This window comes from Nonomuraea jabiensis, from assembly GCF_014204795.1.
Classification (GTDB): domain Bacteria; phylum Actinomycetota; class Actinomycetes; order Streptosporangiales; family Streptosporangiaceae; genus Nonomuraea; species Nonomuraea jabiensis.
Window position 1 is genome coordinate 1,027,685 of record NZ_JACHMB010000001.1, and the last position, 12,574, is coordinate 1,040,258.

Sequence of the window (12,574 nt, forward strand, 5' to 3'; positions counted from 1 at the left end):
CGTGGCGGGCAGGCCGAGCGAGTGACGGTGGCGGGCGAGGGCGTCGAGGAAGGCGTTGGCGGCGGCGTAGTTGGCCTGGCCGGCGCTGCCGAGCGTGGCCGCGCACGACGAGAACAGCACGAACGCCGACAGTTCGCGCTCGCGGGTCAGCTCGTGCAGGAGCCAGGCGGTCTCGGCCTTGGTCCGCCACACGGTGTCGAGCCGCGCGGGGGTCAGCGCCGGGACCACGCCGTCGTCGAGCACGCCGGCGATGTGCACGACGCCGGTCAGGTCGTGGCAGGAGTCGATGAGCCCGGCCAGCGCCTCGCGGTCGGTGACGTCGCAGGCGACCAGTTCGGCGTGCGCGCCGAGCTCGGCCAGCTCGGCCGCGAGCGCGACGGCCCCGGCCGCGTGCGGGTCGCGGGTGACGAGGACGAGGTTGCGCACGCCGTGCCGGGCGGCGAGGTGCCGGGTGACCGTGCGTCCCAGCGCGCCCGTGCCGCCGGTGACCAGCACGGTCCCGCCGGGGTTCCAGGGCCGGTCCGCCGCCGCCCGGCCGCGCCGCGCCAGCCTCGGGACGTGGATCCTGCCGGACCTGATCGCGAGCTGGGGCTCGTCGTAGGCGAGGGCCGCGGCGACGGCGTCCTCGGCACTGCCGTCGTCGTCGAGCAGCACGAACCGGTCGGGGTACTCCGTCTGCGCCGACCGGACCAGGCCCCACACGGCGGCGCCGGCCAGGTCGGGCACCTCGTCGGTCGCTCCCCTGGTGACGATCACCAGCCGGGCCGACGCGGGCCGGTCGCCGTCGAGCCAGTCCTGGACGGCGGAGAGCACGCGGAGCACGGCCGCGCGCGCCCGGTCCGTCCCGTCCCCTTCGTCGTCGTGCCAGGGCAGGAGCACGTCGCCGGGCGCCATGGTGGCGCCGCCCGTGGCGGGTACGGGCATCCAGTCCACCTCGAACAGCCCGGCGTGCTCGGCGGGCACGTCCACGGGACCGCGTGCCTCCAGCCAGAACCGCCGGCGCTGGAAGGCGTAGGTGGGCAGGTCGACGTGGAGTGCGGGGGCGGGCCCGAAGTAGGCGTCCCAGTCGACGGTGACGCCGCAGGCGTGGAGCTGTCCGAGGGCCTGGACGAAGGTGTCTATCTCGTCGCGGTCCTTGCGCACGGCGGGGACGAAGACGCCGTCCGAGAGCATCTGCTGGGCCAGCCCGGTGAGGACGCCGTCGGGCCCGACCTCCAGGAAGAGCGCGGCGTCCGCGGCGGCGATGCCGTCCGCGAAACGGACGGGCCGCCGTACGTGGTCGACCCAGTAGCGGGGGCTGGTGAGCAGGCCGGGTTCGGCGAGCCTGCCGGTGACGTTGGAGATCACCGGGATGGCGGGCTCGTGGTAGGCCAGCCCCGCGATGGCCTCCTCGAAGGGTGCCAGCATCGGCTCCATCAGTGGCGAGTGAGCGGCCTGGGAGATCCGCAGCCGGCGCTTGCGTGCCGTGACGTTCCGCGCGATCTCCTCGATGGCGGCCTCGGCTCCGGAGATGACCACCGAGGTCGGGGTGTTGACGGCCGCGATGGCGACCCGGTCCTCGTACCCGTCGAGGAGCGGCAGGACGTCGGCCTCGGACGCGGCGATGGCGAGCATCGCGCCGCCCGGGGGCAGCGTGTGCATGAGGCGGGCCCGCACGGCGATCAGGGTGCAGGCGTCGGCGAGGGAGAACACCCCGGCCACGTGGGCGGCGGCGATCTCGCCGACGGAGTGCCCGACCACCACGTCCGCCCGCACGCCGAGGGATTCGAGCAGCCGGTACAGGGCGACCTCGAAGGCGAACAGCGCGGGCTGGGTCAGGCCGGTCTCGTTGAGCAGCCCGCCGGGGTCGGTGAACATGACCTCGCGCAGCGGGTACGGCAGGTGGGGGTCCAGCAGCGCGCAGATCTGCTCCAGCGCCTCGTCGAAGACGGGGAAGGCGGCGGCCAGCTCGCGCCCCATGCCGAGCCGCTGGCTGCCCTGCCCGGTGAACAGCAGGGCCAGCCGGCCCGCCGGGCCGCTGCCGGTCAGCACGCCGGGCGCGGCGGGGCCGCCCGCCAGTGCCCGCAGGCCGGCCAGCAGGTCATCGCGCTCGCGGCCGACGATCACCGCGCGGTGTTCGAGCACGGACCGCTCGGCGGCCAGCGCGGCGCCGGCGGCGGCGACGGGGATGTCGGGCGTCGCCCAGGACGCGAGCCGCTCGGCCTGCCCGGCCAGCGCCTCGGGGGTCCTCGCCGAGATGAGCCAGGGGACGGCGGGGAGGTTCGCGTCGTCGCGGGGGGCGGGGGCGGCCGGGTCGCCCTGCTCGATGATGACGTGGGCGTTGGTGCCGCTGATGCCGAAGGAGGAGACGGCGGCGCGGCGCGGGCGGTCCCGGAGCTCCCACGGCTGGGCCTCGGTGAGCAGTTCGACGGCGCCGGCAGACCAGTCCACGTGCGGGGAGGGCTCGTCCACGTGGAGGGTTCGCGGCAGCGTCTCGTGCCGCATGGCCATGACCATCTTGATCACGCCACCCACGCCGGCGGCGGCCTGGGAGTGGCCGATGTTCGACTTCAGCGAGCCGAGCCACAGTGGCTGGTCCCGCTCCTGGCCGTAGGTGGCGATCAACGCCTGGGCCTCGATCGGGTCGCCCAGCGTCGTACCGGTGCCGTGGGCCTCGACCACGTCCACGTCCCCGGCCGCGAGCCCGGCGTTGGCCAGGGCCTGGCGGATCACGCGCTGCTGGGAGGGGCCGTTCGGGGCGGTCAGGCCGTTGCTGGCGCCGTCCTGGTTGATCGCCGACCCCTTGACGACCGCCAGCACCCGGTGGCCGTTGCGGCGGGCGTCCGACAGCCGCTCCACCAGGAGCATGCCGACGCCCTCGGCCCAGCCCGTGCCGTCGGCCGAGGCCGAGAACGCCTTGCACCGACCGTCCGGCGACAGGCCGCGCTGCCGCGAGAACTCCACGAACATGCCCGGGGACGCCATCACGGTCGCGCCACCGGCCAGCGCCAGATCGCACTCCCCCGACCGCAGCGACTGCGCGGCCAGGTGCAGCGCCACCAGCGACGACGAGCACGCGGTGTCCACGGTCACCGCCGGGCCCTCGAACCCGAACGAGAACGCGACCCGGCCGGAGATCACGCTGGCGGAGGTGCCGGTCAGCACGTAGCCTTCCGCGGCCCCGGTGGCCTCGTGCAGGCGCGGGCCGTAGTCCTGGGCCATCGCGCCCGCGAAGACGCCGGTACGGCTGCCGCGCAGCCCGGCCGGATCGATCCCCGCCCGCTCGATCGCCTCCCACGACGCCTCCAGCAGCAACCGCTGCTGCGGATCCATCGCCAACGCCTCACGCGGCGAGATCCCGAAGAAGCCGGGGTCGAACTCCGCCGCGTCATACAGGAACCCGCCGTGCCGCGAGTAGGACGTCCCACGGCTGTCGGGGTCCGGGTCGTACAGGGCGGCCAGATCCCAGCCGCGATCGACGGGGAACTCCCCGATGGCGTCCCTGCCGGAGATCACCAGGTCCCACAGGTCGTCCGGGGAGCGCACCCCGCCGGGGAAGCGGCAGGCCATGCCCACGATCGCGATCGGCTCGTCCGCCACCGAGGCGGCGGCCACCACGGCCTGCGCGGCCTGCCCGCCCGTCAGCTCCGCGCGCAGGAACGCGGCCAGCGCCTGCGGCGAGGGGTAGTCGAACAGCAGCGAGCTGGGCAGCTGGAGGCCGGTGGCGGCGTTGAGCCGGTTCCTGAGCTCGACGGCGCTGAAGGAGTCGAAGCCGAGCGCCTTGAAGGCGGTGGCGGTGTCCACGGTCGCGGCGTTGGCGTGGCCGAGGACGAGCGCGATGCAGGTCCGTACGAGCTCCAGGAGCAGCTGCTCCTGCTCCGGCCCGGGCAGGCCGTGCAGCCGGTCGGCGAGTGGCTGCGTCCCGTCGCCGGTGGCCGCCGGCTCCGGGGGCGCGGGCGGGGGCGGCGCCGCGCCGTCCGGCTCGGGAAGCCAGTGGTACGTGCGCTGGAAGGCGTAGGTGGGCAGCGGGACGCGCCGGGCGCCGGGGTACAGGGCGTCCCAGGCCGGCGCGGTGCCGCGTACCTGCAGCTCGGCCAGCGCCAGGGCGGCGCTGTGGCATTCGGCCCGGTTGTCCCGCAGCGTGGCGACGAACCGGATGCCGGGGTCGGCGGGCAGGCAGTGCTGCCCCATGGCGGCCAGCACCGAGCTGGGGCCGACCTCGACGAACGTGGTCACGCCCGTGTCGGCCAGCGCGCGGATGCCGTCGCTGAAGCGGACGGCCTCCCGGACGTGCCATACCCAGTGGCCGGGCGAGCACAGGTCCTCGCCGGACGCGACGGCCCCGGTGAGGTTCGAGACGATCGGGATGGCCGGCGCGCGGTAGGTGAGCGACTCGGCCACCTGCCGGAACTCCGCCAGCATCGGGTCCATCAGCGGCGAGTGGAAGGCGTGGCTCACGCGCAGCCTGCTGGTCTTGCGGCCGCGGGCGCGGAACTCCTCGGCGATCTGCGTGACCCGGTCCTGCGCGCCGGAGACCACGACGGAGTCGGGGCCGTTGATCGCGGCGATGCTGACCGAGTCGTCCAGGTGGGGGCGGAGCTCCGCCTCGGTGGCCTGGACGGCGATCATCGCGCCGCCGGCGGGCAGGGCCTGCATCAGCCTGCCGCGCGCCGCGACGAGCGTGCAGGCGTCGGCCAGCGACAGCACCCCGGCGACGTGCGCGGCCGCGATCTCGCCGATGGAGTGGCCGATGAGGCGGTCGGGGCGGATGCCCCAGTGCTCGTACAGGCGGGTGAGCGCGACCTCGAAGGCGAAGAGCGCGGGCTGGGTCATCCCGGTCTCGTTCAACGTCCCGTCGGGGTCGTCGAACATCACCTCCAGCAGCGGCCGGTCGAGCTCGCCGGCGAAGCAGGCGGCGATCTCGTCGAGGGCCCGCGCGAAGGCGGGGTACGCGTCGTAGAGCTCGCGGCCCATGCCCGGGCGCTGGCTGCCCTGGCCCGAGTAGAGGAAGGCGACGGCGCCGTCGCTCGGCCGCCCGGTCACGATCTCGGCGGCGGCCTCTCCCCTGGCGAGCCGGTCGAGCGCGCCGGCCAGCCGGGACGGCTCGTCCACGACGATCGCGGCGCGGCGGTCGAAGGCCGTGCGTGTCGTCGCCAGCGAGTAAGCCATGTCCACGGCGTCGGCCACGGCCTCGGTGACGGGCTCGGTGGCGGGCTCGGCGTTGGGCTCGGCGTCGGCGGCGGCGGACACGGCGGCGGTTGCTCGTTCGGCGAGCAGGTGGTCGCGGAGCCGGCCGGCCTGGGCGCGGAGCGCGGCCTCGCTCTGCCCGGCCAGCGGCAGGATCACCGGCCCGGCGGGGCCGGGCGCCGGTCGCGGCGTCTCCCGCGGGTGCTCGGCGAGCACCACGTGGCAGTTGGCGCCCCCCATGCCGAACGAGCTGACCCCGGCGACCAGCGGTTCGCCGGCGCGCGGCCAGGCGGACAGCGCGGTGTTGACGCGCAGGTTCAGCTCGTCGAACGGGATCAGCGGGCTGGGCGTCTCGAAGTTGAGTGACGCCGGCAGCTCGCGGTGCCTGATGGCCAGCACGGTCTTGAGCAGGCCGACGATTCCCGCGGCGCCTTCCAGGTGGCCGACGTTGGTCTTGGCCGAGCCGACGAGCAGCGGCGTGCTGGAGTCCTTGGCGGTGCCGATGGCGGCGCCCAGGGCGCGTGCCTCGATGGGGTCGCCGACCCGGGTCCCGGTGCCGTGCAGCTCGACGTACTGGACGTCGGCCGCCGGCACGCCGGCCCGCTCGCAGGCCAGCCGGATGACCTCTTCCTGGGCGTCCTGGTCGGGGACGGTGAGCCCGTCGCCGCCGCCGTCGTTGTTGACGGCGCTGCCGGCGATCACGCAGTGGACGCGGTCGCCGTCGGCGAGCGCGCGGGCCAGCGGTTTCAGCACGACGATGCCGCCGCCCTCGCCGCGGACGTAGCCGTTGGCGCGGGCGTCGAAGGTGAAGCACCTGCCGTCCGGCGACAGGGCGCCGAACCTGAGCGCGGCGAGCGTGCTGTCGGGCGTCAGGTTGAGGTTCACGCCGCCGACGATGGCCAGGCCCGACTCGCCGCTGCGCAGGCTCTCGCAGGCCAGGTGCACGGCGGTGAGGGAGGCCGACTGGGCGGAGTCCACGGTCATGCTGGGGCCGTTCAGCCCGAGCGTGTACGAGATCCGGTTGGCGAGCAGGGCCCGGCTGATGCCCGTGAGGCTGTGGCGGGTCAGCGCCGCGCGGCCGGTGCCCTGCAGCAGCTGGGCGTAGTCGCCGGCCATGGCGCCGATGTAGACGCTCGTGCCGGTGCCCCGCAGGCTGTCCGGGACGATGCCGGCGTCTTCGAGCGCCTCCCAGCTCAGCTCCATGAGCAGCCGCTGCTGGGGGTCCATCATCGCGGCCTCGTTCGGGGAGATCCCGAAGAACTCGGCGTCGAACTCGGCTATGCCGGTGATGAAGCCGCCGCGCAGCGACTCCGTCTCCGGGGAGTTCCACCGGCCGGGGGGAACGCCGGTGACGGCGTCGCTCCCGTCGCGCAGCAGCCGCCAGAAGGAGTCCGGGTCCGGGGCCTGAGGGAGGCGGCAGGATATGCCGACGATCGCCACCGCGTCGTCGGAAAAACTACGAGAGGAGCGTTCGTAGGACATTGAACCAATCCAGATTCCGACGGAGCGAGCAGAGGGCAGGGAAACGCTCTTGGGCCATCAGCTGATGACGTCGTACTTGCCGAATCCGGTGCCGACGGTGACCGGCTCGCGGAAGAGGTCGAGCGGGTCCTCGGGCCTGAACTTCCCGGAGTGCAGGTACGCCTCGAGCGTCCCGTCGGGGCGCAGGCCCAGCAGGTCGGGCCGGCCGTCCAGGTCGATGTCGGTGAGCGTCATCAGGCGCATGTCCTGCCAGCCGTGGGCGACGGTGTACCAGGTGCCCTCGGAGGTCGCGGCGGCCGGGGTGCCGGGCGGGGCCGCGAACTCGTACAGGTCGAGGTCGCCGTTCGCGCGGCGGACCAGCAGGTCCAGGTTGCCGTTGCCGGTGAAGTCGGCCATGGCGATGGGCAGGTCGTCGACGCCGACCTCGGTGAGCCGCACCGGGTCCTTGTCGTAGGTGTCGTTCCGCACGACTCCCTGGTCGCGGTGGGGGAAGACGTCCACGTTGCCGGCGTCCTTGCCTTTGCCGAACGTGTCGTCGGTGCCGGTGCCGGTCACGTCGGCGAACCCGATGGTCTCCCATTCCCGGCCGTCGTCGCGCTTGCCGGACACCCGGATCGGCTCGGCGAACGGGCCGATCTCGCCGGGGCCGCCCAGGTTGCGCAGCAGGAAGAAGCCGTGCTCGCCGTTCTCGCCGGGGTTGATGCCGTACTCGCTCGCGCTGAACGCGCAGATGTCGGCGCGGCCGTCGCCGGTCGCGTCGACGGCGCGGATGAAGAAGAACCGCCACCAGCCGAAGCCGTCACCGATCTTCACCGGATCGCCGTAGGTCCCGGTCCCGTTGAACTCGCCGCTGTGCGGATGGACGAACAATTCACCGGTTTCCGTATTGCGCACCAACAGGTCCGGCCGCCCGTCGCCGCGGAAGGAACGGCACTGGCCGTTCGCGAAACTCGACGCCATTGTTGAACGCTCCTCCCCGCCAGGATTTCCCGGTCAAGCGTCCTCAGTATTCGCGAGCCGGGATAAGGCGGGTAACCCCTAGCGCCCATTAAAGAGGCCGCTCACGCCCCACTTCGGGGGCGGACGGCACGCCGAATTCCCGGCGCGCGTGACGGCGCGCGCCGGGTGCGGAGGGGACGTCTCAGGTGTCGCGCGAGCGGAACATCGCGAACGCGGCGAGGAGCAGGGCCGCGGTGAAGGCGGCCATCACGCCGAACCCGGCCCATGGCAGCATCCGGTCGGGCAGCTGCACGGTCGTGGTGATCTGGAGGCCGGCCGAGATCGGCCAGTACGTCTGCACCCAGTCGCCGACCGCGTCGGGCAGCAGCCTGGGCGTGATGACGGGGATGATGAAGTTGATCGCCACCACCACGGTCGTGGCGCTCATCGTGGCCCGCAGCAGGCTGCCGACCGCCACGCCGACCAAGCCGACCAGCGCCCAGATCAGGCCCATGCCGACGACGGCGCGCAGCACGCCCGGCTGGCCGAGCGAGGCGGTGGGCGCGCCGGCCGCCCCGATCACCCGCTGCCCGAGCAAGTACGCGCCGAAGCCCGCCACCAGGCCCATCAGCAGGGCGATCAGCCCGAACGTGGCCACCTTGGCGGCCAGCAGCCGGCCGCGCCGCGGGACCACGGTCACGCTGGTGCGGATCAGGCCGGTGGCGTACTCGTGGGTCACCACCAGCACGCCCAGCGCGCCCACGGTGATCTGGGCGAACAGGAACCCGCCGTACATGCTGATGTAGGTGGGGTCGAACACCGCCCTGCCGGTCTCGGAGGCCGCCAGGTAGCCCTCGGCCGCGCCGTTGGCGGTGGCCGCGCCCAGGCCGACCATGAGCGCCACGGCGGTGAGGATCGTGGGGATGTTGGACGGTATCGTGCGGAACTTGGTCCACTCGGAGCGGATCGTGTCCGCGATGGCCACGCTCATGCCACACTCGCCTGGAACTCGATGCTGTCACGGGTCAGATCCATGTAGGCCTGCTCCAGGGAGCGCTGCGGCGTCAGCTCCGTCAGCACCACCCCGGCGGCCAGCGCCGCCCTGCCGATCTCCCTGGGCTCCAGCCCGGTGACGATGAGGGCGCCGTCGGCGCCCGGGTGGACGGTGGCGCCGGCCTCGGTCAGGAGCGGGACGAGCAGCTCGTGCTCCTCGGCCCGCACCAGCACGTTGGAGCCCTGCCGGACGAACTCGGTGATCCCGATGTCGGCGATCAGCTTCCCCCTGCCGATGACGACGAGATGGTCGGCGGTCTGCGCCATCTCGCTCATCAGGTGGCTGGAGACCAGCACGGTGCGGCCTTCCGCGGCCAGCCCCCGCATCAGCTCGCGGATCCACTTGATGCCCTCGGGGTCGAGGCCGTTGACGGGCTCGTCGAACAGCAGCACCTTCGGGTCGCCGAGCAGCGCCACCGCGATGCCGAGCCGCTGCCCCATGCCCAGCGAGAAGCCGCCGGCGCGCTTGCCGGCCACCGACTCCAGCCCGACCAGGCGCAGCACCTCGTCCACCCGCCGGGCGGGGATGGCGTTGGTCTGGGCGATGCAGAGCAGGTGGTTGCGGGCGGTGCGCCTGGGGTGCACGGCGCGGGCGTCCAGCAGGGCGCCCACCTCGCGCATCGGCCGGGGCAGGCCCGCGTAGGCCCGCCCGTTGACCGTCACGCTGCCCGCGTCGAGGCGGTCGAGGCCGAGAATGGCCCTCATCGTGGTGGATTTGCCCGCTCCGTTGGGGCCGAGAAATCCGGTGACCCGCCCGGGGTGGACGCTGAACGTCAATCCGTCGACCGCGGTTTTATTGCCGTAGCGTTTTGTCAAGCCGGTTATTTCGATCATTTCCAGCCCCTCCAGAGACCGGTCGTTTCCAAGATCTTCTCATCGGGACTGCCTATATGGTGCCCTTTCCGACAATGGAATCGCCAGCGCATTAAGCATGGGCCGGAACTTGAGCCGGGTCTCCTCCAGCTCGGCCTCCGGGTCGGAGCCCGCCACGATGCCGCATCCGGCGTACAGGGTCGCGGTCTCGTCCTGCACGTGCGCCGAGCGGATCGCCACCGCGAACTCGCCCTCCTGCTCGTCGTTCATCCACCCGACGGGGCCCGCGTACCAGCCGCGGTCGAAGGGCTCGGCGTCGCGCACCCACTCGAGCGCGGCCTGGCGCGGATGGCCGCCGACGGCGGGTGACGGGTGCAGCCGCTCCACCAGGTCGAGGACGCTGGCGGTCTCCGGGTCGGCGAGCTCGCCGACGATGCGGGTGTGCAGGTGCCGCAGGTTCGGCAGGTCGAGCACGTGCGGCTCGTCCGGCACCGTGACCGTCCGGCACACCTGGTCGAACGCGTGCCGCAGCGTCGCGGTGACGATCCGCTGCTCGCGCCGGCTCTTGTCGTCCTGCAGCAGCGCGGCGCGCAGGCACGCGTCCTCGGCGGGCGTCGCGCCGCGCGGCATGGACGCCGCCAGGCTCATCGACTCGGCCCGGCCGCCGCGCAGGCCGACCAGCCGCTCCGGGGTGGCGCCGACGAAGGCGTGCCCGTACGCGGCCACGGCGAAGACGGTGCTCCCCGGCTGCGTGTCGCGCAGGGAGCCCAGCACGGAGGCCAGGTCGTACCCCCACGGGGAGGTGATCCGCAGCTGGCGGGCCAGCACGGCCTTGTCGAACCTGCCGCGGGCGATCTGCTCGGTGGTGTGCGCGACCAGCGCCTTCCACTCCGACGCGGAGGGCACCTCGACGGTGGTCGTGCCCTGGAGCAGGGGGCTGGGGCAGGGACGGATCCCGGCGGACGAGATCAGGGCGAAGGCGTCCGCGACCGTGCGCGCGGGCCCGTCCGTCGTGGTGGGCCGGGGGTCGACGCTGACGCTGAGCGCGAGCGAGGTCGTGCCGTCCGGATCCTGCGAGATCAGCACCCTGGGCACCCACATCAGCGCCTCGGGCAGCGGCCCGGGGCGCGGCGCGAAGGCGAACCCGCCGACCAGCGACGGCATGGCGCGCGGGCCCGGCCCGCCGGAGACCGCGGTCCCGGCCGCCCGCTCCCAGCCTCGCCGGATGCCGGCGAAGCGGTCGTGGCCGGTGTGCGTGAAGTCGGTCGCGCTGCCCATCGCCATGACGGTGGAGTGCGGCGACATCCAGACGAAGGTCCGCGTGGACCGCTCGAACAGCGGTCTCAGCAGCCCGGCCGGGTCCACGGGCGGGATCTCCTGGCGCCAGGTCGCCAGCGCCGGGCAGGCGTTGTTGCGCGCCTCGATGGTGGCCTTGGCGTGCACTTCCAGGAAGCCGGGCAAGTCGATGTCTGCGACGTGCATCGGGTACGTCCTCTGCGAGCGTGGGTTAGCTGAACATCCCGGCGAGCGCCTTCTTGCTGACCTTGCCGAGCGGGGTGACCGGGAGCTCCTGGACGATCTCCAGGCGGTCGGGGAACTTGAAGGCCGCTACCCCGCGTTCTCGCAGGAACGCGGTCAGGTCGCCGAGAGCCGGCGGCGTGCCGCGGGGCACGACGCACGCGCACGCCCGCTCGCCGAGCACCTCGTCGGGCAGGCCCACCAGGGCGACCTCCCGGACGGCCGGGTGCGCGAGCAGGTGGTTCTCCACCTCCTCGGCCGCGATCTTCTCGGCGCCCCGGTTGATCTGGTCCTTGACCCTGCCCTCGAAGACGACGTGCCCGGTCGGCAGCAGCCGTACGAGGTCGCCGGTCCGGTAGTAGCCGTCTGCGGTGAACGTCCTGGCGTTGTGCTCGGGCGCCCGGTAGTAGCCGCGCACCGTGTACGGGCCGCGCGCCAGGAGCTGCCCCACCTCGCCCGGCGTCACGTCGCGGTCGTCCTCGTCGACGACCCGCACCTCGTCGTCCGGGGAGACGGGCAGCCCCTGGCTGACCAGGACCACGTCCTCCGGGTCGTCCCATCGGTGGAACCCGCACAAACCCTCGGCCATCCCGAACGCCTGCTGGAGCCGGCAGCCGAGCGCGGGTTGGACCCGGCGGGCCAGCTCGTTCTGGAGCTTCGACCCGCCGATCGTGACGCGGCGCAGGCTGGACAGGTCGTACTCGTCCCACTCGGCGGCCTCCATCCACAGCAGGGCCGCGCCGGGGATCAGGCCGGTCTCGGTCACCCCCTCCCGCTCGATGAGCGGGAAGGTCTCGTCCGGGCTGGGGCCGGGCGCCAGCACGAGCGTGCCGGCGGCGTGGAAGGTGGCCAGCAGCCCGTGGGTCAGCGGCCAGTTGTGGCACAGCGGCAGGCTCACCAGGTGGACGGTCTCCTCGCCGTAGTCGCACGCCTCGGCGACCGCGCGCCCGCTGTAGGACCATTCCTGGTGCGCGCGGGGCACGAGCTTGGGCACGCCGGTCGTACCGCCCGACAGCAGGAAGAGCGCCACGCCGCCGGGGTCGGGCCGGGGCAGGCCGGCCGCCCCGGCGTCCGCGTAGTCCAACCGGGTGAAGCCGCCCGGGTCGCCCGCCACGAGCACGTGCTTGAGCGTGGGCACCCGCGCGGCCACGTCGGCGGCCAGGTCGCGGTAGTCGAAGCCGGCGTGCACGTCCGGGATGACGTACGCGGCCGCCTCCGTGAACTCGCAGAAGTACGCGATCTCGCTGCCGCGATGGGCCGGCAGCGCCATGACCGGCAGCGCACCGATCCTGAACAGGGCGAACAGCAGCGCGACGAGCTCCGGGACGTTGGGGAGCTGCACGACGACCCGGTCGCCCGAGCCGATGCCGATCTCGCGCAGCCGCGCCGCCATGCGGTCGGCCCGGCTGTCCAGCTCGGCGTAGCTCCACCGGTGGGCGCCCGCCACGAGAGCGAGCTTGTCCGGGTGGGAGCGCGCCCGCGCGGCTAGGAGCTCGCCCAACGTCTCGTCGCGCCAGTGACCGGCCGAGCGGTAGCGCTCGGCGAACTCCTCCGGCCAGGGGGTGCATCCATCCAGCACGGGTGCGTCCTTTCCTCAGGTGGG

General features: G+C 73.4%; 6 protein-coding genes (1 of these 6 only partly in view). All 6 read right to left on the bottom strand.

The genetic code is table 11. The features are described 5' to 3' along the window. Positions 1-6,648, bottom strand: the 5' end (the start) of a protein-coding gene (locus HD596_RS04360) for a type I polyketide synthase (RefSeq protein WP_185067996.1). Its footprint begins 20,778 nt before the window's first position; the window shows 6,648 of its 27,426 coding nt (coding positions 1-6,648); it begins with the start codon at positions 6,646-6,648; the stop codon falls past the left edge of the window. 57 nt (positions 6,649-6,705) lie between these two features. Next, positions 6,706-7,608 carry an FG-GAP repeat domain-containing protein gene (locus HD596_RS04365; RefSeq protein ID WP_185067997.1) on the bottom strand — a complete coding sequence of 301 codons (903 nt, stop codon included), beginning with the start codon at positions 7,606-7,608 and terminating at the stop codon, positions 6,706-6,708. A gap of 181 nt (positions 7,609-7,789) precedes the next feature. Next, positions 7,790-8,578 (bottom strand): ABC transporter permease, encoded by a 789-nt coding sequence (locus tag HD596_RS04370; protein ID WP_185067998.1) that lies wholly within the window; start codon positions 8,576-8,578, stop codon positions 7,790-7,792. After that, a complete protein-coding gene (locus tag HD596_RS04375; protein ID WP_185067999.1) occupies positions 8,575-9,474 on the bottom strand; it encodes an ABC transporter ATP-binding protein in 900 nt (299 codons plus the stop codon). The genes HD596_RS04370 and HD596_RS04375 overlap by 4 nt, the downstream gene beginning before the upstream one ends. 39 nt (positions 9,475-9,513) lie before the next feature. Continuing rightward, positions 9,514-10,935: an isochorismate synthase gene (locus HD596_RS04380; RefSeq protein WP_185068000.1), complete on the bottom strand. Its 1,422-nt coding sequence runs from the start codon at positions 10,933-10,935 to the stop codon at positions 9,514-9,516. A gap of 25 nt (positions 10,936-10,960) precedes the next feature. Beyond that, entirely contained in the window at positions 10,961-12,550 is a 1,590-nt protein-coding gene (locus HD596_RS04385; RefSeq protein WP_185068001.1) for a (2,3-dihydroxybenzoyl)adenylate synthase, read from the bottom strand. Positions 12,551-12,574 lie beyond the last annotated feature (24 nt).